18 protein-coding genes are annotated in these 20,257 nt (G+C 54.6%); all 18 read left to right on the top strand.

Annotation, left to right across the window (positions count from 1 at the left end; genetic code table 11):
- Positions 1–608: S1 RNA-binding domain-containing protein (locus ACIOU6_RS04880; RefSeq protein WP_401134303.1), on the top strand; the 608-nt coding region annotated here is incomplete at its 5' end.
- Positions 609–823: 215 nt separating this feature from the next.
- The gene (locus ACIOU6_RS04885; RefSeq protein ID WP_339431149.1) at positions 824–1,102 is read left to right on the top strand and encodes a hypothetical protein; all 279 of its coding nucleotides are present in this window, start codon (positions 824–826) and stop codon (positions 1,100–1,102) included.
- 153 nt (positions 1,103–1,255) lie between these two features.
- Positions 1,256–1,552, top strand: coding sequence for an integration host factor subunit beta (ihfB, locus tag ACIOU6_RS04890; RefSeq protein WP_003189779.1), 297 nt, complete (start codon positions 1,256–1,258; stop codon positions 1,550–1,552).
- 27 nt (positions 1,553–1,579) lie between these two features.
- On the top strand, positions 1,580–1,819 hold the full coding sequence (locus ACIOU6_RS04895) for a lipopolysaccharide assembly protein LapA domain-containing protein (RefSeq protein WP_339538256.1): 240 nt from the start codon (positions 1,580–1,582) through the stop codon (positions 1,817–1,819).
- A gap of 226 nt (positions 1,820–2,045) precedes the next feature.
- Entirely contained in the window at positions 2,046–3,122 is a 1,077-nt protein-coding gene (gene rfbB / locus ACIOU6_RS04900) for a dTDP-glucose 4,6-dehydratase (protein ID WP_401134307.1), read from the top strand.
- A complete protein-coding gene (rfbD, locus tag ACIOU6_RS04905) occupies positions 3,119–4,012 on the top strand; it encodes a dTDP-4-dehydrorhamnose reductase (protein ID WP_401134309.1) in 894 nt (297 codons plus the stop codon). The genes rfbB and rfbD overlap by 4 nt, the downstream gene beginning before the upstream one ends.
- Complete coding sequence (rfbA, locus tag ACIOU6_RS04910; protein WP_339431153.1) at positions 4,009–4,899, top strand: glucose-1-phosphate thymidylyltransferase RfbA; 891 nt, start codon at positions 4,009–4,011, stop codon at positions 4,897–4,899. Before rfbD ends, rfbA begins: the two co-directional genes overlap by 4 nt.
- 49 nt (positions 4,900–4,948) lie before the next feature.
- Positions 4,949–5,872, top strand: a complete 924-nt coding sequence (locus ACIOU6_RS04915; RefSeq protein ID WP_339431154.1) for a glycosyltransferase — start codon at positions 4,949–4,951, stop codon at positions 5,870–5,872.
- Positions 5,869–6,828, top strand: a complete 960-nt coding sequence (locus tag ACIOU6_RS04920; RefSeq protein WP_401134312.1) for a UDP-glucose 4-epimerase family protein — start codon at positions 5,869–5,871, stop codon at positions 6,826–6,828. The genes ACIOU6_RS04915 and ACIOU6_RS04920 overlap by 4 nt, the downstream gene beginning before the upstream one ends.
- The gene (locus ACIOU6_RS04925) at positions 6,825–7,850 is read left to right on the top strand and encodes a glycosyltransferase family 4 protein (protein ID WP_401134314.1); all 1,026 of its coding nucleotides are present in this window, start codon (positions 6,825–6,827) and stop codon (positions 7,848–7,850) included. Before ACIOU6_RS04920 ends, ACIOU6_RS04925 begins: the two co-directional genes overlap by 4 nt.
- A 195-nt stretch (positions 7,851–8,045) precedes the next feature.
- Positions 8,046–9,143, top strand: a complete 1,098-nt coding sequence (locus ACIOU6_RS04930; RefSeq protein WP_401134317.1) for an acyltransferase family protein — start codon at positions 8,046–8,048, stop codon at positions 9,141–9,143.
- A 71-nt stretch (positions 9,144–9,214) separates the two neighbouring features.
- Positions 9,215–10,003: an ABC transporter permease gene (locus tag ACIOU6_RS04935; protein ID WP_401134319.1), complete on the top strand. Its 789-nt coding sequence runs from the start codon at positions 9,215–9,217 to the stop codon at positions 10,001–10,003.
- Positions 9,922–11,262 carry an ABC transporter ATP-binding protein gene (locus ACIOU6_RS04940; protein ID WP_401134321.1) on the top strand — a complete coding sequence of 447 codons (1,341 nt, stop codon included), beginning with the start codon at positions 9,922–9,924 and terminating at the stop codon, positions 11,260–11,262. The genes ACIOU6_RS04935 and ACIOU6_RS04940 overlap by 82 nt, the downstream gene beginning before the upstream one ends.
- 3 nt (positions 11,263–11,265) lie before the next feature.
- Positions 11,266–15,126, top strand: a complete 3,861-nt coding sequence (locus ACIOU6_RS04945; RefSeq protein ID WP_401134323.1) for a glycosyltransferase — start codon at positions 11,266–11,268, stop codon at positions 15,124–15,126.
- Positions 15,127–15,411: 285 nt separating this feature from the next.
- Positions 15,412–17,406: a nucleoside-diphosphate sugar epimerase/dehydratase gene (locus ACIOU6_RS04950; RefSeq protein WP_339431271.1), complete on the top strand. Its 1,995-nt coding sequence runs from the start codon at positions 15,412–15,414 to the stop codon at positions 17,404–17,406.
- Positions 17,407–17,517: 111 nt separating this feature from the next.
- Positions 17,518–17,853 (top strand): ComEA family DNA-binding protein, encoded by a 336-nt coding sequence (locus ACIOU6_RS04955; protein ID WP_401134325.1) that lies wholly within the window; start codon positions 17,518–17,520, stop codon positions 17,851–17,853.
- A 211-nt stretch (positions 17,854–18,064) separates the two neighbouring features.
- Complete coding sequence (locus ACIOU6_RS04960; protein WP_401134328.1) at positions 18,065–18,859, top strand: SDR family NAD(P)-dependent oxidoreductase; 795 nt, start codon at positions 18,065–18,067, stop codon at positions 18,857–18,859.
- Positions 18,860–18,891: 32 nt separating this feature from the next.
- A complete protein-coding gene (gene fabF / locus ACIOU6_RS04965; RefSeq protein ID WP_339431163.1) occupies positions 18,892–20,166 on the top strand; it encodes a beta-ketoacyl-ACP synthase II in 1,275 nt (424 codons plus the stop codon).
- The last annotated feature ends 91 nt before the right edge of the window (positions 20,167–20,257 follow it).

Here is a 20,257-nt window from a genome sequence, read left to right on the forward strand (position 1 = left end):
TCTCTGGCCAGTTCAACAAGGGCGATAAAATCTCCGGCACCATCAAGTCGATCACCGATTTCGGTATCTTCATTGGTCTGGACGGCGGCATCGACGGTCTGGTTCACCTGTCCGACATCTCCTGGAACGAAGTGGGCGAAGAAGCCGTACGTCGTTTCAAGAAGGGCGACGAGCTGGACACCGTTATCCTGTCGGTTGACCCAGAGCGCGAGCGTATCTCCCTGGGTATCAAGCAACTGGAAAGCGATCCGTTCTCCGAGTACGTCTCGGTTAACGACAAAGGCGCAATCGTTACTGGCACCGTGAAAGAAGTTGACGCCAAAGGCGCCATCATCGTTCTGGCTGACGACATCGAAGCGACCCTGAAAGCCTCCGAAATCAGCCGTGACCGCGTTGAAGACGCGCGCAACGTGCTGAAAGAAGGCCAGGAAGTTGAAGCCAAGATCATCAGCGTTGATCGTAAGAGCCGCGTGATCCAACTCTCCATCAAGTCGAAAGATGATGCTGAAGAGAAAGAAGCTATCCAGAGCCTGAACTCTGTTCAGGAAGCTCCAGCCGATACCACTATGGCTGCTCTGCTGAAGCAAGCAATGGCCAAACAGAACTAAGTTCTGCTTGATCATTAAAAAGGGCGACTTCGGTCGCCCTTTTTTGTGTCTGTGATTTGATGAGTCCTGGTTTTCTTCTGCGCGAATCAGTGCTGCCTGTGAAACCAATCCAATCGCCAGATTGTCTGTTTCTTTAATGGGATCAATCGCCTATTCGCGACTAAGCTTGGTCTTAAGCGTGTAGTAGTCGGGCGTTGCCTGGCATAAGGAAATGGATGAACAAGTTTATTGTCCTCATAGCGGTACTGGTTTTTGCAGGCTGTACTACAAATGCCAAGACCCATGCGGTGCGTGGTGTCAGCGGCATTGAAGTTGATTGCTCTGGGCTGGGTTCTGGCTGGGAGAGGTGTCAAAAGCGAGCGGCGAAGGAGTGTAAGGGGGCGGGTTACAAGGTGATCACTCGATCTGATGATGCCAAAGACGAAGATGAGTTTCCGTTTGGTTTCAATCCTGCTGGGTACGTGACCCGGACCATGCTGGTGATATGCCGTTGAGCGTGGGGTGATCCTGGCGAGTTAGTTTATGCCCTGAAAGCGGGCGTTTCAGCGCTGAAGAAGATATGTCAATCCCTGGGCTGTTCAAAATCTTCCGGGCATGCTAAAACCTTTCAAGCGCTGATCTAGCTGCTTGAAAAAGAAGGGAAAAATATGACGAAGTCGGAGTTGATCGAACGAATTGTCACCCATCAAGGGCTGCTCTCATCCAAGGATGTGGAGTTGGCCATCAAGACCATGCTTGAACAAATGTCCCAATGTCTGGCCACCGGTGATCGCATCGAGATCCGTGGGTTCGGCAGCTTCTCCTTGCACTACCGTGCGCCGCGCGTTGGTCGCAATCCAAAGACCGGCCAGTCTGTAAGTCTGGATGGTAAATTCGTTCCGCATTTCAAGCCGGGTAAAGAATTGCGTGATCGAGTGAACGAGGAAGAGGAGGAGGGGGTTTGACAGTCGCTATCTCTCAAGGAGTTACTCATGCGTAACCTCAAGCGCATACTTCTTGGCGTTTTTATTCTTTTGCTGGTGTTGGTGATTCTCGCGTTTGTTCTGGAAAATCAGCAATCGGTGTCGTTATTGTTTCTAGGCTTTTCCGGGCCTCAATTGCCGGTCTCGCTCGTAGTGGTTTTGGCATTGCTCATCGGTATGTTGATTGGCCCGATACTAGGCTGGTTTCTGGGACGTTCGTCCAGGGCCGCACGCAAGCGAATTGTCTGAAAACGACAGGTGCATGGCATCTGTCGAAATTGCGCCTCAGCCTGTCTATATCCATTAGTAAAACGTTCATTAAGCTGTAAAATGCAGCCCTTGTTCGATAGTGGCACATTCCCACATCGATTCAGACTGACTCTGACAGAAGCCACAGGTTTTGATGGCTTCTGCATTCATGGATTAGGCGGTGATCGTTGGTGTCACTGTCCGCAGCTCAAGGGTATGGTTTCGCGTGAAAATTCTAGTTACCGGCGGCGCCGGGTTCATCGGCTCGGCAGTCATTCGCCATATTATCTCCAATACCGCCGATTCTGTCGTTAACGTCGACAAACTGACTTACGCCGGTAACCTCGAGTCCTTGGCTGAAGTCAGTCAGGATTCGCGTTATGCGTTTGAGCGAGTTGATATCTGTGATCGTGATCAGGTCGACCGTGTTCTGCGTGAGCACCAACCAGATGCAATCATGCATCTGGCGGCAGAGTCCCATGTTGATCGTTCGATCTCTGGTCCATCCGAGTTCATCCAGACCAATATCATCGGAACGTACACTTTGCTCGAAGCCGCGCGCCATTACTGGGCTGCACTGGATGATGTACGTAGAGCCAACTTCCGCTTTCACCATATTTCGACGGATGAAGTTTACGGAGACCTCGAAGGTCCGGAAGAGCTCTTCACTGAAACCACGCCGTATCAGCCAAGCTCGCCATACTCGGCCAGCAAGGCCAGTTCTGATCACTTGGTGCGAGCATGGGCGCGCACTTATGGTTTGCCGACACTGGTCACCAACTGCTCGAACAACTACGGTCCATGCCACTTCCCGGAGAAGCTGATCCCACTGATCATTCTCAATGCGCTGGAAGGAAAACAGTTGCCGGTCTATGGCAAAGGTAATCAGGTGCGTGACTGGTTGTATGTCGAAGATCACGCGCGAGCACTGTACAAAGTCGTGACCGAAGGCGTCATTGGCGAGACTTACAACATCGGCGGACACAACGAAAAGCAGAACATCGAGGTAGTCCATACCCTGTGTGCATTGCTCGATGAATTGCGACCAGATTCCGCTCACCGTCCGCACGCAAGTTTGATCACCTATGTACAGGATCGCCCGGGCCATGATCAGCGCTACGCGATCGATGCCAGCAAGATCCAGCGCGAGTTGGGCTGGACCCCAGAGGAAACCTTCGAGACGGGTATTCGCAAGACTGTCGAGTGGTACCTCAGCAACTCTGAATGGGTTGCTCATGTGAAGAGCGGCAGTTACCAGCAGTGGATCGACCAAAACTACACCGGTCGTTCGGATAAGGCATGAAGATTCTCCTGCTGGGAAAAAACGGCCAGGTCGGCTGGGAGTTGCAGCGCTCCCTTGCACCGCTAGGGGAATTGGTTGCCCTCGATCGGCACCTAGTCGATGGTTTGAGTGGTGATCTGTCTGACCTCGATGCACTGCGCGCCACGATCCGCAAAGTAAGGCCCGGCGTTATCGTCAATGCTGCGGCCTACACGGCGGTCGATAAAGCCGAGTCCGAAACCGAACTGGCTGACCGTGTAAACAGTGAGGCCAGTCGAGTCATGGCGCAGGAGGCCGCATCCCTGGATGCCTGGCTGATTCACTATTCGACCGATTACGTATTTAGCGGCGAAGGCTCGACGCCTTGGCAGGAATCCGATGCCGTCGCACCTGTGAACCACTACGGCGCCAGCAAGCTGGCAGGTGAACAGGCCATTTCGGCCTCCGGCTGTAAGCATCTGATCTTTCGTACCAGCTGGGTCTATAGCGCTCGCGGCAACAACTTTGCCAAAACCATGTTGCGTCTGGCCAAGGATCGCGAATCACTGGGCGTCATTGCCGATCAGGTAGGCGCCCCGACCGGTGCTGATCTCATTGCTGACGTGACCGCACTGGCGATCCAGCAGGTCGTGCATCGCCCGGCGCTGTCCGGCGTCTATCATCTGGCGGCTGCCGGTGAAGTATCCTGGCACGGTTATGCGAGCCTGGTGATCAGTTTTGCCAAGGCTCATGGCGAAGAGCTCGCTGTCACGACAGTCAATCCGATTGATACCACCGCCTATCCAACACCGGCGCGCCGCCCGTTGAATTCACGTTTGAGTACACAAAAGCTGCGCGACAATTTTTCTCTACACTTGCCGGATTGGCAAAGTGGTGTAATCCGAATGCTTAGGGAAGTTCTGAATAAATGACCACGACAAATCGTAAAGGCATCATTCTCGCCGGTGGCTCGGGCACACGCCTGCACCCGTTGACCCTTGGCGTCTCGAAGCAGATGTTGCCGATCTACGACAAGCCGATGATCTTTTATCCGCTGTCGGTTTTGATGCTGGCTGGGATGCGCGAAATTCTGATTATTTCCACCCCGGAAGATTTGCCTTGTTTCCGCAAGTTGCTGGGCGACGGCAGCGTTTATGGCATCAAGCTCAGTTACGCCGAGCAGCCGAGCCCAGATGGTCTGGCGCAAGCCTTTATCATCGGCGAAGAGTTCATTGGTAAGGATCCGTGCTGTCTGATCTTGGGTGACAACATCTTCTACGGTCAGCACTTCTCCGACAATCTGCGCGCAGCGACTGTACAGGAGCAAGGTGCCACGGTATTTGGCTACCACGTTTCCGATCCCGAACGTTTCGGCGTGGTTGAGTTCGATGCCACGGGCCGGGCGCTAAGCATTGAAGAGAAGCCGCTGAAGCCGAAGTCCAACTATGCGGTGACCGGGTTGTATTTCTATGACAACCAAGTGGTCGATATTGCCAAGAGCATCAAGCCTTCACCACGCGGCGAACTGGAAATCACTGATGTCAATCAGGCTTACCTGGCGCAGAAGTCGTTGAATGTTGAAATGCTTGGGCGTGGATTCGCCTGGCTCGATACCGGCACCCACGATTCCCTGCTGGAAGCCAGTCACTTCGTGCACACCATTGAGCAGCGTCAAGGCTTGAAAGTCGCATGCCTGGAAGAAATCGCCTTCAATAACGGCTGGATTGACGCCAAGCAGTTGGCAAAACAGGCCGAAAGCCTTAAGAAAACCGGCTATGGACAGTATTTGCAGAAACTCCTTGATTCCAGCACTCGCTGAAAACCCGTTGTCTCGCTCACTTTGTCAGAACCGTGCAAGCAGGAATGGAATGCCAGTAACAACTCCTCAGGTTGCGGTTTTGCTGGCTGCCTACAACGGAATGCAGTGGATCGAAGAGCAATTGGCTTCGATCCTCGGACAATCGATGGTGCAGGTCACCGTTCATATCAGTGTTGATGCCTCCACCGATGGTACGGAAGCTTGGTGCACGGATTTTGCAGCCAGGCATTCGAATGTCTTCCTTTTGCCCTCGGGTACTCGCTTCGGCGGAGCATCGCGCAACTTTTTTCGCCTGATCCGCGATGTCGATTTGCAGGCCTATGATTACGTCTCCTTTGCCGATCAGGACGATGTCTGGCATCAGGACAAACTGCAGCGCGCGATCACTTCTATTCGCGAGCGGGGAGTCGATGCGTGTTCCAGTAACGTGACTGCGTTCTGGGAGTGCGGCAGGACTCAACTGCTGAACAAGGCGCAACCGCAGACAAGCTGGGATTTCCTGTTTGAGGCTGCTGGCCCCGGCTGTACCTACGTGCTGAGTAGGGCTTTGGTGCAAGCGATGAAACAGTCGATGTTGGCTCAATGGGGAAACCTGCAAAATGTCAGCCTGCACGATTGGTACTGTTATGCCTTCGCTCGCAGCCATGGTTTTCGTTGGTATATCGATCCGCGCCCTTCGATGGATTATCGGCAGCACGAAAGTAATCAGGTCGGGGCGAACACAGGCCTCAGCCCGATGATTGCCCGCTATAAAACCATTCACGATGGCTGGTGGTTTAACCAGGTGGCGTTAATCGCGCGTCTGACGGGGCAGGCTGGTGATCCCTTCGTCGGGTCCTGGCTTGCGTTGCGTCGCTGGCAATTGATCAAACTTTCGTTTTCCGCTTGGCGCTGTCGGCGCCGAGTCAGAGATCGTGTCTTGTTTTTCCTGATCTGCTGGGCGACTGCCTTTGTCGGGAAGTCTGCCCAATGAATGTGCCAAAAGTATGGATCACCGGGGCGAGCGGTTTTGTCGGTGAGGCGCTGGTCTTGCGTTTGCTGCTTGGGCGAAAGTTTGCACCTGTAGCTGCTGTACGGAGCGCCACTCGACTTCTGGGATTGTGTCCTGTTGCCCGTTTTGAATTGGGAACAAACTCGGCCTTGCAGTTGGCTGGCGTGCAGATTGTCGTGCACGCGGCGGCCCGGGTGCATGTCATGCGCGAGACGGCGCAGGACGCTCTGGCCGAATTTCGTCGTGTGAATGTCGACGGCACATTGCAGTTGGCTCGCTCGGCTGCACAGGTCGGGGTCAAGCGCTTCGTTTTCATCAGCTCAATTAAGGTCAATGGCGAAAGCACGCCTTTCGGGCGTCCTTTTACGGCGCATGACGTACCGGCACCACAAGATCCTTACGGGATCTCCAAGCACGAAGCGGAGCAGGCGCTGCGCTTGCTTGGCAGTGAAACAGGCATGGAAATCGTGATTATTCGCCCGCCGCTGGTTTATGGGCCGGGCGTAAAGGCCAACTTTCTTAGCCTGCTCAAATGGCTGGAAAAAGGTGTGGTGTTGCCGTTGGGCGCCATTCGCAACCAGCGCAGCATGGTCGCAATCGGCAACCTCGTCGATTTGATCGAAACCTGTCTGGAACATCCGGCAGCGGCAGGGCAAACCTTTCTGGTCAGCGACGGCGATGATCTGTCGACACCTCGCTTGCTGCGTCGTTTGGCCTCGGCGCTGGGGAAAAAAGCGCGGTTGCTGCCCGTTCCTTCGAAACTGCTGCTGATCTGTGCGGCTGTTGCCGGTAAGCGCGCGATGGCTCAGCGAGTCTGTGAGTCGTTGCAGGTCGATATCAGCAAAAACCGCGAAGTGCTGGGTTGGGTTCCTCCGATTGATGTAGACACCGCCATGCGTCGTACCGCAGGCCATTTTCTGGATACGCAAAAATCATGATTGCTGGTGGGTTGCTTCTTACCGTTTTTCTGTTGTCCTGGGCTTTGACTTGGGGGGGGCGTCACTACGCGCTCTCCAAAAGCTTGATGGATATTCCCAATGAGCGCAGTTCGCACTCGGTGCCAACGCCTCGCGGTGGCGGTGTGGCGATCGTTATAGGTTTTTTGTTGGCCCTGCCTGTTTTGGGTTGGCTTGGGCTGATGGATCGCTCTGCACTGTTCGCGCTGTCTGGCAGCGGAATGTTGGTGGCGCTGATCGGATTTGCCGATGATCACGGGCACATCGCCGCGAGATGGCGTCTGCTGGGGCATTTCGCTGCGGCCATTTGGGCGTTGTTCTGGTTGGATGGGCTGGCCCCGATTGCCCTGTTCAATGGCACCCTTGATCTTGGCTGGCTGGGTCATGCGCTTGCGGCGGTGTATCTGGTATGGATGCTCAATCTTTATAATTTTATGGACGGCATTGACGGGTTGGCGAGCGCTGAAGCTCTCTGTGCCTGCCTGGGCATCACGCTGATTTACTTGTTGGTGCGTCAGATTGAGCCTGTCTGGGGCGTGTTGGCGCTGAGTGCTGCGGTTGGCGGTTTCCTTTGCTGGAACTATCCCCCGGCACGAATCTTCATGGGTGACGCCGGCAGCGGTTTTCTGGGTATTGCGTTGGGCATTCTGTCGCTGGACGCGGCGACCCATTCACCAGAGCTGTTGTGGAGTTGGGTCATTCTCCTTGGCGCGTTTGTGGTTGATGCAACGTGGACACTGTGCCGGCGACTGCTCAACGGTGAAAAGGTCTATCAGGCCCATCGCAGTCACGCTTATCAGTACGCATCGCGACAATTCAAAAGCCACAAGGCTGTCACGCTCGCGGTGGTCGGTTTGAATCTTTTCTGGTTATTGCCTTGGGCCGCCGTGGTTGCCTTGGGCGTTGTACCGGGAGTCGTCGGACTGATCGTCGCTTATGTTCCGTTGCTCTGGCTGGCCGCGAGGTTCAAGGCCGGTACCCGGGAAGCGCCGCCAATCCCTTGAGGCTTGGCCAAGCGTGGGAGGCGGTATCGGATAATGCTATGATTCGCGACCCCGCGCGCGCGTTACGCGTTACGCGTCGGGAGCGAAGTTGTCGGGCATCGTGAATGTCGATGTCTGAATCCGCATCCGGTGTCTTTCGTAGCAACCCGGTCAATTTTATTGTGATCAGTTCAATCAGCGTTGGAGCGCTATTACATGCAGCATAGGGATAACAATTTAAACCTGCTTCGGCTGATTGCTGCGCTGATGGTTCTTTACGCACACTCGTTTGCTTTTTATGGCAATCCACCAGCCGGCTTCCTGGGATTGACCTCCTATGGAGGGCTAGGTATCGATATCTTCTTCATCATCAGCGGTTATCTGATCGTCAAGAGCTGGGATTTCACTCCCTCAGCTGCCAACTTTCTGATCAAGCGGTCCTTGAGGATTTTTCCAGCGCTGATCGTGGTTGTTCTGATCTGTATGTTTATTCTTGGGCCGATGTTTACGACTTTGACGGTAAGCGATTACTTTGCGCATCCGCAATTCTGGCCTTATCTGAAAAATATCATCTTGAGCCCGGTGTTCTATCTGCCCGGTGTGCTTGAGCATGCCAGGGTGGCCAACGCTGTCAACGGTTCGTTGTGGAGCCTGCCCGTCGAATTCTTTATGTACCTTGTGGTCATTGGGCTGGGGCTGCTCTTTCGGAGTGGGCGCTGGGTCTATGCCGCCGCGGCGGCATTTTTCGCTCTGATGGTGATTTTCTGGTGTTGGCGCGATGCTCCTGTGACGGTTGTTTATGGCACTGATGTGCGACAAATTTTCCTTACAGGCATCTACTTCATGATTGGCGCCTGCTTCGCGAAATGGCGGCTCGAACGCTGGTTCAGTCTGTCGGGTGTTTGCGTATTGATTGTCGCAACTATCCTGGTGGTTCCATACGCACCGATTTCCAAAGTAGTGTTGTGGTTCACCTTGCCTTATGTCGTTCTTGCCTACGGTCTGTCCAGTAGTCGCTTGGGGCGTTGGATCAATCGTGTCGGTGACTGTTCCTACGGTGTTTACATCTATGCCTTTCCGGTGCAGCAGTTTGTTCTGCTCAAGTTTCCGGAAATCTCGTACCCGGTATACCTGTTCGTCACGATTGCTATCACGCTGGTGCTCGGATATGCGTCCTGGCATCTGGTCGAAAAACGTGTGCTGAAGTACAAGCCCAAGGATAAGTCCAAGGCTCAGGCTAGCATCGAAGAAGCCAAACCAGTGTTTGTGCCTGAAGCCAGTGAACGTCTCAAGTCGATGAACCCGGATCGTTAAATGGAATTCATGATGTCGTGCGGTGGTTTTAAAGCGGTGGTGAATGTGGTTGTGATTTTTGGAGATATGCGATGAGTTGGCTCAGGGGAATGCTGGCGGATCGCAGGATTCTGTTGAGTCTGGTTTCAAATGATCTTCGAGCCCGTTATTTGACCAACTATCTTGGTTTTCTGTGGGTCTTTATCCAGCCTTGCGCAACCACATTGATTTTATGGTTCGTATTTCAGTTCGGCTTCAAAGCGGCGCCTCACGGGGACTTTCCCTTCGTTCTGTGGCTGGTTTGTGGGCTGGTGCCGTGGTTCTTCACGGTTGAGGCGCTTAACTCAGGCTGCACGGCGGTCAAGGAAAACAGCTTTTTGGTGAAGAAGATCGTCTTCAAGGTTTCCTTGTTGCCACTGGTCAAGCTCACCTCGGCTGTACTCGTTCACGTGTTCTTTGTGTTCATTCTCCTGCTGTTGTTCGTCATCTATGGCTACGAACCGAACCTTTACTGGTTGCAGGTTGGTTATTACATCGCATGCCTGTTCATGTTGTTGCTCGCGATTGCCTGGATTACCAGTTCGGTGGTGATCTTCTTTCCCGATCTGAGTCAATTGGTGAGCATGGCCACACAGTTCGGTTTCTGGCTGACCCCGGTGTTCTGGGACATTGATGCAATCCACGGCCGTGCGGCTTCCTACCTGCGTCTGAACCCGTTTACCTACATTGTCGAGGGATTCAGGGATTCGCTGATTCGCGGAATCTGGTTCTGGGAACGCCCCACGCAAACCCTGATCTTTTGGGGAGTATTGATAGTCCTCGCGCTGGTGGGCTGGCGCACATTCAAAAAACTGAGACCCCACTTTGCGGATGTTTTGTAATGAATGCAGTGAATGAGAGCGCAATCAGCGTCCGTAATGTCAGCAAGGTGTATCGGCTTTACAACAAGCCGGTTGACAGGCTGGTCGAAGCTCTTTCGCTATTCGGCAAGCACCGGCACCATGATTTTCACGCGCTGACGGATGTTTCCTTCTCTGTTGAGAAAGGCCAGACAGTGGGGATTCTGGGCAAGAACGGTGCCGGCAAAAGCACCCTGCTGAAAATCCTCACCGGGGTACTGACGCCATCCAGTGGCGAGGTCACCGTCGTGGGTCGGGTCGCCTCATTGTTGGAGTTGGGTGCCGGCTTCAACCCGGATTACACCGGTGTGGAAAATATCTATTTCCAGGGTTCCCTGATGGGGTACTCCCATGCCGAAATGCAAACCCGTATTGCGGCCATCCTCGAGTTCGCAGACATCGGCGATTTTGTCAATCAGCCGGTTCGGATGTACAGCAGCGGGATGTTTGCGCGTCTGGCGTTTTCCGTGGCGATCAACGTCGAGCCTGACGTTCTGATCGTGGACGAAGCGTTGAGCGTGGGCGATGCCGGGTTTCAGCTCAAGTGCATGCTCAAGATGAAACACATGCAGGAGCGCGGCACCACGATCCTGTTCGTCTCTCACGATACCCAATCGGTTATTCGCTTTTGCCAAGCGGTCATCGTGATGCAGAACGGCCAGATCATCGACTACAGCACCGATGTTCTGACCGCGACCAAAAATTACGAAAAAAAGGTCCGTAACAGCAGTGCCGCGGCGGCGCCAGCAGTAGAGGAACTGCACGTCGACATGTCTTATGAGACGGAACTCGGCGATATCTCGGAAGTTCGATTCGGTTCCGGCGCAGCGAAGATCAATGCCGTGGATTTTTACAGTGCCGACGGCACGCAGACCAATCACTTCGAACCGACCGAAGACGTCAATATGCATTGCTACGTCCAGTCCGCCTCGGCGCTCAAGGAAGTGGTCATGGGGTACTCGTTACGCGACGCCAAAGGTGTCGACGTGGCAGGGGATAACACGTTACTGGCCGGGTGCAAGTTCGATCTTGATGCTGGCGCCTACAAAATCAGCTTTTCCTTCCCGCTCAATGTCGCTCCAGGCGAATATTTCCTGTTTATCGGAATGGCCAGTCTGGACGGCGAGCGCGTTGAACTGGATCAACGTTGGCCAATGCGAAAAATCAGCGTATCGGGCGGGCGTCAGATCGTGGGAGTCGCTTATTGCCCGTCTACAGTCAACGTTGTAAAGGTTGCTTGAATCATGCTTAAGATCGGTAATGCGGTTGTTGCAGACACAGTCAGATTTCACGTTGACGACACGGCTGAATGCGTCATCGAGGACGGTGTCCAGTTGCGCGACAACGTCGTCATCGAGTGCGGTGCCGGCGGCTACCTGAGCATCGCCTCGGGTACGGTCGTCAATTACGGAACGTGGATCAACGGTAGTGGCAAGGTCACCATCGGCAAAGATGTGTTGATCGCTCCCAATGTCTCCATCACCTCATCGACTCATCGTTATGACTTGCATGTGCCCATCAAGGATCAGGGATTACGCTTGGCAAACGTGAGCATTGGTGACGACGTCTGGATCGGCGCCAACGCATCGGTGTTGGCCGGCTCTGACGTCGGTCGGGGCTCAATCATTGCCGCGAACTCGGTGGTGAAATTCAGCGTGCCGGCGCAAAGCATTGCGGCGGGGGATCCGGCTGTCAAAGTGGCTTCACGCAAATACAAACACGTGGTTTTTTACACCTTGCCGTTGGTTTTGCGCGAGCGTCCTACGCTGTTCAGCAGCATTGTTGATGTGTATCTGCCGTTGGCCAACAAGTTCGCTGACGAAGGCTGGGAGTGTTTTTTTGTCGGCTCCGACGAACTGAAAAGCGAGTATCCCGACTTCAGGCATACTTGGATCAGCCCGGCTACTTACGAATGTGAATATCCGCAACCTGGCAATCCAGGCTGGTTGAACGACTGGAAGCGCTTGCTCAACGGAGAGCCCCTGGCGTTTCATGACCGGTTTGTTGCGTCCCTGATCGATAATGTTGACCCTGATCTGGTGTTCTGCTGGAACCATGATGGCAGTCTCGAGACGGCCTGTGCGTCGAAGGATATTCCGCTGATCTTCAATGAGTTGGGCATGTTGCGCGCGCCTAATCCCATGGCTTATTACTCGGACGTCCGTGGCGTGAATGTGCGCAGCGGCTTCAGCGCCGAGTTTGCCGAGTATCAGCAACAGTCAGCCGGTCTGCCGACAGAGGTCGCGAAGGCAAGACTTGCGCAAATGGAAGAGAGTTACCACTTCAAAGGTGTCAACCGAACCCCGACTGTGCTGATCCTGCTCCAGGTACAGGATGACTCCAACATCATCATGGGATCGCCTTTCGCCAGCATGTCCGAGTATGTCAAGCATGTGCTCGCTGCCGTCGAAGGCGGGTCCTTCACAGTCATCGTCAAACCTCATCCTCTGGATGAAGTGCCGGATCTTCCCGAGCACGTTCAGGTGGCAGGCAAGGAAGACAGCATTGCCGATCTGATCGCTGGCGCCGATGTGGTGTTCACCCTCAATTCCTCGGCCGGTTTCGAAGCGGCGCTGGCAGGTAAGACCGTCTATGCACTGGGCAAGGCGCCTTTCTGGGGTACAGGGCTGACCATTGATGTCGAGCAACCGCACGATCTTGACGCGTTGTGGCAAGCGCATGGTGCGGTAACGCCATGCTCGGCGGAGTTGCGCGCGCAGGTTCTGGATTTTGCACAGTCGCGCTACTTCTTGAGCGAGGCGCAGTTCAGCGAGCCTTCGGCGCACCTTGCCCGATTGGCACGCACGACGCCCGTTGATCCCCTGAGAAACGGCTTTGATCCGGATCTGGAAAGTTACCGCCAGCAGTCCTATATCGCTTGGCTGGAAGGAAAAGTTCAGGAGGCCCAGGATGAGTTGACATCAATCAATGACATCTTTTTGGCCTCGAGAAACGAGTTGTCAACTGTTAGGGAAGAGCTGCTTTTGACCAAGGATCAACTTTCGGATGTGAACGACAAATTCACAGCAGTGTTGGACGACAGGTATCTGCAAGATAATGATGAGTTGGTGCAGATTCAAAACCGCCTGCTAGTGGAGCAGGAGCAACTGAATCTCGAGATAGCCGCACTCAAGCAAGATCTGCAAAACGTCTATGCCTCGAAATCCTGGCGCATGACCCGACCTGTGCGCTGGGGAATGCGGGTGCTGTTTCGTGGCTACTGGAAGCTTCGTAGCCTCTTCACGAACCCGCGTGCCGTGCTGCGGCCGATTTATCAGAAGCTGCCATTTCTGATCGGTATGCGCATGCGCCTGCGGCATTTGGTGACTGCGGCGCGAGCCCAAGTGATGCGCGCCATCAATTCCCGGAACAACCTCAAGGCTCTACAGAGCATCGCCGATCGGCGTTTTGGTTACGCGCCGAGTGCACCGGTGTTCGACGTGCAGCCAGTCGTCGATGTTTCGATTGTGACCTACAACAGCAGTAAGTGGGCCGATGGGTTCTTTGCTTCTTTGAAAGCGCAAGATTATCCGCTGCACAAACTTAACCTGTGCTTTGTCGACAATGGCTCCAGGGATAGCACTGTTGAGGATCTGCAGCGCTGGAAAACTCAGATGGACGCCGAACTGGCAGGTTTTGAGATCATCCAGGGCGAGAACGTCGGTTTTGGTCTGGGCCATGACAGGGCGATAAAGACCGGGCATTCGGAATTCGTGTTGATCAGCAACATCGACATTGTCTTCGCACGTGACTCGATCTCCCGAGTGGTGGCAGCGGCTCATGCGGATACTTCGGGTGCTTTTGCCTCATGGGAATTGCGCCAGGCGCCGTATGAACATCCGAAATATTATGATCCGGTAACCCAGGAAACCAACTGGTCTTCCCATGCATGCATTCTGGTTCGACGTTCCGCTTACGCCAAAGTAGGTGGTTATGAACATGAAATCTTCATGTACGGCGAAGACGTCGAGTTGTCCTACCGGTTCCGTTCCTATGGTTATCAGTTGAAATACTGCCCGTCTGCGGTGGTGTATCACTACACCTATGAACACGAAAACCATGTCAAGCCGATCCAGTTTACCGGCAGCACGCTGGCGAATGCCTACCTCCGCCTGCGTTACGGGAGCTTTAGCGACAAATTAGGTGCACTCATACTGCAAACGGCCCTGTTGTTCCGGCCCGAAGTGTATGCGGGTGCTCGCCGAGACCTGATCGGCAACATGGGCAAGATACTGCGCAAGGCACCTCACTTTCTGTCGGGCAAGGGCTCCAGCATAGAGGCGGCTTATCCTTTCCGTGGTTTTGATTACGAGATGATCCGTGACGGTGCGTTCTGGAGCGTAGGCGAGCCGCTGGCTGAAGCGCCATTGGTGACGATTGTCACCCGTACCTACCGCAACCGGAACGAATTCCTGCGCCAGGCGATCATGTCTGTCCTGAATCAGACTTATCCGAATGTGGAACTGGTGGTCGTGGAGGATGGCGGCGAAACCATGAAAGATCTGGTAGCTGAGTTCCAGTCCCCGGAAGGTCGCCAGATCCGCTTTTACGGAATGGACAAGGTGGGGCGCTCGGTGACGGGCAACTATGGTCTTGAAATGGCCAAGGGCACCTATTGCATGTTCTTGGACGACGATGATCTGTTGTTCTCCGATCACGTCGAAGTGCTGGTCGCGGCATTGGCGAAAAACCGTGAATCGGTAGCGGCTTATTCGCTGGCCATGGAAGTCGGGACAAACACTACAGAGGATGGCCGTTACACAGAGGTCACCCATGAAACGCCGTCGTACTACAAGCACGAGTATGACTACGATATTCTGCTGGATCACAATTTCATCCCGATCCAGTCACTGCTCTTTCAACGTGCTCTGTACTTGCAACGGGGCGGTTTTGAGACGGATATGAGCAATCTGGAAGACTGGAACCTGTGGCTCAGATACGGTTATGGCAATACGTTTACGTATGTGGCCAAGACCACGTCTCTGTTCCGTACTCCGGCTGATCCAAATGTCCGTCTGGGGCGGCACAAGTTGTTGCACGAGGCTTACAACATGGCCAAGGACAGGGCGGCAAAATCCTGCGAAAGTTACAGCCCGTTGAACTGAAAGCTGATCGCAAATTGATCATCGACGGAAAGAGAGCCATTTCAATATGGCTCTTTTTTTCGGGGGGCTTCATGGACGAACGGGTTTTAAGCGGTAGCCTCGATTAGCGGTTTTTTTGGGATTTACCGGGGTTAGAAGCCGGGCCGGTTCGTCGGAACATCGTATTCATTGTCGTAACCACGCCCAAGCTATACCGGTTAGGTTTAAAGTGTGGGGGACGAAGGTAAAATTCGTCCGGATCTTGTTGCCCGCTGAAGGGAGTTCTCGTAGGTGCTAGATATCAATATGGGCAGGATGAGGCTGTTTTTGCTGGGGCTGCCGCGCCGGCAAAAAAGAATGCTGCAAGTTATCACGGACATCGTCCTTGTTTGGGCTGCCTTGTGGATGGCTTTTGTGGTGCGACTGGGTGTGGACGAAATGGTCAACCCCTTCAAAGTTCATCTGTGGCTGTTTGTCTGCGCACCTTGCGTCGCCATCCCCCTGTTCGTGCGTTTTGGCATGTATCGTGCGGTCATGCGCTATTTCGGCAATGACGCCCTAGTTGCGATCATCAAGGCTGTCAGTCTTTCGTCTCTGGTATTGGCGCTGGTTGTCTATTGGTACAGCAATCACGAAGCCGTCGTACCGCGTTCGATCATTTTCAATTACTGGTGGTTGAGTCTCGTCATTATTGGCGGTTTGCGCCTTTGCATGCGTCAGTACTTCATGGGCGACTGGTTCACTGCAGCGCAACATGTTCCCTTTACCAGTCGCGACGACGGTTTGACCAAAGTAGCGATCTATGGCGCCGGCGTGGCTGGCAATCAACTGGTGGCGGCGCTGCGCATGGGACGCGTGATGCGTCCGGTTGCCTTCATCGATGACGACCCGGGGATTTCGGATCGCTCGATATCCGGCCTTCAGGTTTATAAGCCTAAACATATTCAGCAAATGATCGATGTGACAGGCGCGCAGGAAATCCTTCTCGCATTGCCATCGTCGACCCGTGCCCGGCGCCGGGAAATTCTCAATTTGCTTGAAGGGTTTCCGCTGCATGTTCGAAGTGTTCCGAACTTTACCGATCTAGCCAGCGGACGAGTCCGGGTGGAAGACATCCAGGAGGTCGATATTGCCGACTTGCTGGGGCGTGACTCGGTTCCGGCTCAACCTGACCTGCTGGCCCGGTGTATCAAGGGCCGGGTAGTGATGGTGACTGGCGCTGGCGGGTCCATCGGCTCGGAGTTGTGCCGGCAGATTTTTGCCCTGGGTCCGACCACGCTGATTCTGTTCGAACATAGCGAGTTCAATCTCTACAGCATTCTTTCGGAGCTTGAGCAGCGCGGTAATAGGGAGTCGGTATCAGTGCGGCTGTTGCCGATTCTCGGATCAATCCGCCATCAGGATAAACTCCTTGATGTGATGAAAACATGGAAAGTCGAGACTGTTTATCATGCGGCAGCTTACAAACACGTGCCGATGGTAGAGCACAACATTGCCGAGGGCGTGCTGAATAATGTAATTGGTACACTCAACACTGCTCAGGCTGCCCTGCAGTCTGGTGTTTCAAATTTTGTGCTGATTTCTACTGATAAAGCCGTTCGTCCAACAAACATCATGGGCAGTACCAAGCGTCTTGCGGAATTGACGTTGCAAGCTCTGAGTCGCGAACTTGCCCCAGTTCTGTTCGGTGACAAGGCAAATGTTTCCCGAGTCAATAAAACCCGTTTCACCATGGTTCGTTTCGGTAACGTTTTAGGTTCGTCCGGTTCGGTGATTCCGTTGTTTCACAGCCAGATCAAGTCCGGCGGGCCGCTAACGGTCACTCATCCCAAGATAACCCGCTACTTCATGACCATTCCCGAAGCGGCACAGTTGGTCATTCAGGCAGGTTCTATGGGGCAGGGCGGTGATGTGTTCGTCCTCGACATGGGCGAGCCGGTGAAGATCGTAGAACTGGCAGAGAAAATGATTCATCTCTCGGGGTTGAGTATTCGTTCGGAGCGTAATCCGCAAGGTGACATTTCCATCGAGTTCACCGGCTTGCGTCCTGGCGAAAAGCTCTACGAAGAGTTGCTGATAGGCGACAATGTTGCTGCGACTCCGCATCCGATGATCATGACGGCCAATGAGGATCACCTGGCTTGGGACGTCTTGAAGTCACGGCTGGTTGAGTTGCTCGCGGCCGTCGAAACTGATGACTACTCCCGAGTCCGCCAACTCCTCCGAGAAACCGTCAGCGGCTACACCCCCGACGGCGAGATCGTTGACTGGATCTACCAGCAACGCCGTCTCGAACCCTGATTGTTTCACATTCTGTAACGTACGCATCTTTGACATGTGTTCCTCGTGACCTACTTTTGAGGAGCAGCTTCGGAAAAGCTGCTTTCTCAAATGATGATGGAGCGTCACTTTATGCGTACCGGTTACTTCTACTCGCTGATTTTTGCCCTGCTTACCAGCGCCTCTATTTTGGCGGTTGCCGCGCCGGCTGCAACGCCGGAAATGCCTAAGGCGCCGCTGGTGATGGAGGCGGTAGCCACTTCCTCGAAGGAAAAAATCGATCTCAACGACGCCGACGCGACGATCTTGCAGAAAGAGTTGTCCGGAGTTGGGGAGGCCAAGGCCAAGGCGATTGTTACATATCGCGAAACAAATGGGCCGTTCGCGTCAGTGGATGAATTGTTGGAAGTGAAAGGGATTGGCAAGGCGATCCTGGATCGCAATCGCGATAAGCTGGAAGTGAACTAAGCTAATTGTTCAACGCCAAGGGGCCGGTCATTGACCGGCCTTTTTGTTTTTCTGTTCGCGGGTTTGGCAGGGAAGGCGAAGGGGACGCTCGTCGGATAGCAAAAAATTACGGCTATCATATTAGTATTGGATTATGCCTATAATAATTTCCGTGCGATCTGCATCATCGAGATCCGGATAGCGATCCCTCAAGCATTTAAGGAGTACGGTCATGAATTCTTTTGCAGCCCAAGGTACGGCTCTTGTCACCGGTGCGTCGTCCGGTATCGGTGCGATTTACGCTGAGCGGTTGGCAGCGCGCGGGTTCGATTTGTTGTTGGTCGCCCGTGATCAGGAGCGGCTGGAGAGTGCCGCGAGCGAATTGCGCGAGGCGCATGGCGTTCAGGTCGAAGTGCTCAAGGCGGATCTGACACAGAAAGATGATGTGCTCAAACTTGAGCAGCGCCTGCGCAGTGATTCAAGCATCACCCTTTTGGTCAACAACGCTGGTGTTGCTGCCGACGGTCTTTTGGCCAATGCCGATCTGGATAAGCTGGAGCGTTTGATCCAGCTCAATATCACCACGGTCACCCGACTGGCCTCCGCCGCTGCCGCAAGTTTTGCCAAGGCAGGTCGCGGCACGATCATCAACATCGCCTCGGTGGTGGCGTTGTTCCCGGAACGTTTCAACGCCACTTACAGCGCCAGCAAGGCTTACGTGTTGAGCCTGACCCAATCGCTGAATGCCGAACTCGACGGTACCGGGGTCAAGGTGCAAGCGGTACTGCCCGGCGTTACCCGCACGGAAATCTGGGAACGCTCGGGTATTGACGCCAGCGGCATCCCGGCAGAAATGGTGATGGAGGCCGGCGAAATGGTCGATGCCGCGCTGGCAGGTCTGGATCAGGGCGAACTCATCACCATCCCTTCGTTGCCGGATGCGGGCGAATGGCAGGCGTTTGTGGCCGCGCGTCATGTGATGGCACCGAACCTGTCGCGCAGTTCGGCAGCGAGTCGTTACAAGTAAGCTTTTCTGAATCGGTCAGAGGTAAACGCGGTATGAATCAGCGTCGAGTAGTCGTCACGGGCATGGGCCTGGTTTCACCTTTGGGCAGCGGAGTCGAAGTTGTCTGGCAGCGCCTGCTGGCCGGGCGTTCGGGATTGCGCAGCTTGCCAGAAGCGGTGGTCGCTGATTTGCCGGCAAAAATCGGTGGGGCTGTGCCGTCTCTGGAGGATGACGCCGAGGCCGGGTTCGATCCGGATCGCGCCACGCCCCCCAAGGAACAGAAGAAGATGGACCGCTTCATCATGTTCGCCATGGAGGCTGCACGGCAGGCATTGGAGCAGGCCGGTTGGCATCCGGCGGAGGAAAAGGATCAGGAGCGCACCGCGACCATTATCGGTTCCGGTGTCGGCGGATTCGGTGCCATTGCCGACGCGGTACGCACAACCGACAGTCGTGGCCCGCGCCGGCTGTCGCCGTTCACCATTCCTTCCTTTCTGGTCAATCTGGCTGCCGGTCATGTATCGATCCAGCATGGTTTGAAAGGTCCATTGGGCGCTCCGGTGACAGCGTGCGCCGCCGGAGTTCAAGCGATTGGTGACGCCGCTCGATTGATCCGAGCCGGTGAGGCCGATATTGCCGTTTGCGGCGGGGCAGAGGCGGCGATTGATCGGGTCAGCCTTGCGGGTTTCGCAGCGGCGCGGGCGTTGTCCAGTGGCTATAACGACACACCTGAACGCGCCTCACGTCCATTTGATAGCGGTCGTGATGGTTTCGTGATGGGTGAGGGGGCCGGACTGCTGGTGATCGAGTCTCTGGAACACGCCTTGGCTCGCGGCGCGAAACCCTTGGCCGAACTGGTCGGTTACGGCACGACTGCCGATGCTTATCACCTGACGGCCGGGCCTGAAGATGGCAGTGGTGCGCGGAGGGCGATGGCGTTGGCAATGGCTCAGGCTGGCGTCACGCCCGATCAGATCCAGCATCTGAACGCTCACGCTACCTCCACGCCGGTCGGCGATCTAGGCGAGTTGGCAGCAATTAAAGCGCTGTTCGGTGTGCAGAATAAAATCGCCGTGACCTCGACCAAATCCGCCACGGGCCATTTGCTGGGCGCTGCGGGCGGGCTTGAAGCGATCTTCACGCTGTTGGCCATTCGTGATCAAGTGGTACCGCCCACCCTCAACTTCGACAATCCCGATCCTGCCAGCGAAGGGGTTGACATCGTCCATGGTCAGGCGCGCTCGATGCCGATCGAGTATGCATTGTCCAACGGGTTTGGCTTTGGTGGGGTGAATGCGAGCGTGCTGTTCAAACGCTGGCAGGGCTAATGTCGTCGGGAAACCAATGAAAAAGGTGGCTGGACCTCTGCGTCTATCAAACCGGCAGACAGGTTCAGTGCAGAGCTGAAAAACCAACCCC

This window comes from Pseudomonas sp. NPDC087615 (genome assembly GCF_044743445.1).
Lineage (GTDB): Bacteria > Pseudomonadota > Gammaproteobacteria > Pseudomonadales > Pseudomonadaceae > Aquipseudomonas > Aquipseudomonas baetica_A.

Excerpts from the sequence above, each read along its gene's own strand:
- rfbD (WP_401134309.1), top strand. The coding sequence starts at position 3,119 with ATGAAGATTCTCCTGCTGGGAAAAAACGGCCAGGTCGGCTGGGAGTTG.
- ACIOU6_RS04935 (WP_401134319.1), top strand. The coding sequence starts at position 9,215 with ATGAGTTGGCTCAGGGGAATGCTGGCGGATCGCAGGATTCTGTTGAGT.
- ACIOU6_RS04930 (WP_401134317.1), top strand. The coding sequence starts at position 8,046 with ATGCAGCATAGGGATAACAATTTAAACCTGCTTCGGCTGATTGCTGCG.
- rfbA (WP_339431153.1), top strand. The coding sequence starts at position 4,009 with ATGACCACGACAAATCGTAAAGGCATCATTCTCGCCGGTGGCTCGGGC.
- ACIOU6_RS04920 (WP_401134312.1), top strand. The coding sequence starts at position 5,869 with ATGAATGTGCCAAAAGTATGGATCACCGGGGCGAGCGGTTTTGTCGGT.
- ACIOU6_RS04960 (WP_401134328.1), top strand. The coding sequence starts at position 18,065 with ATGAATTCTTTTGCAGCCCAAGGTACGGCTCTTGTCACCGGTGCGTCG.
- ACIOU6_RS04895 (WP_339538256.1), top strand. The coding sequence starts at position 1,580 with ATGCGTAACCTCAAGCGCATACTTCTTGGCGTTTTTATTCTTTTGCTG.
- ACIOU6_RS04925 (WP_401134314.1), top strand. The coding sequence starts at position 6,825 with ATGATTGCTGGTGGGTTGCTTCTTACCGTTTTTCTGTTGTCCTGGGCT.
- ACIOU6_RS04885 (WP_339431149.1), top strand. The coding sequence starts at position 824 with ATGAACAAGTTTATTGTCCTCATAGCGGTACTGGTTTTTGCAGGCTGT.
- ACIOU6_RS04915 (WP_339431154.1), top strand. The coding sequence starts at position 4,949 with ATGCCAGTAACAACTCCTCAGGTTGCGGTTTTGCTGGCTGCCTACAAC.
- ACIOU6_RS04955 (WP_401134325.1), top strand. The coding sequence starts at position 17,518 with ATGCGTACCGGTTACTTCTACTCGCTGATTTTTGCCCTGCTTACCAGC.
- ACIOU6_RS04945 (WP_401134323.1), top strand. The coding sequence starts at position 11,266 with ATGCTTAAGATCGGTAATGCGGTTGTTGCAGACACAGTCAGATTTCAC.
- fabF (WP_339431163.1), top strand. The coding sequence starts at position 18,892 with ATGAATCAGCGTCGAGTAGTCGTCACGGGCATGGGCCTGGTTTCACCT.
- ihfB (WP_003189779.1), top strand. The coding sequence starts at position 1,256 with ATGACGAAGTCGGAGTTGATCGAACGAATTGTCACCCATCAAGGGCTG.
- ACIOU6_RS04950 (WP_339431271.1), top strand. The coding sequence starts at position 15,412 with ATGGGCAGGATGAGGCTGTTTTTGCTGGGGCTGCCGCGCCGGCAAAAA.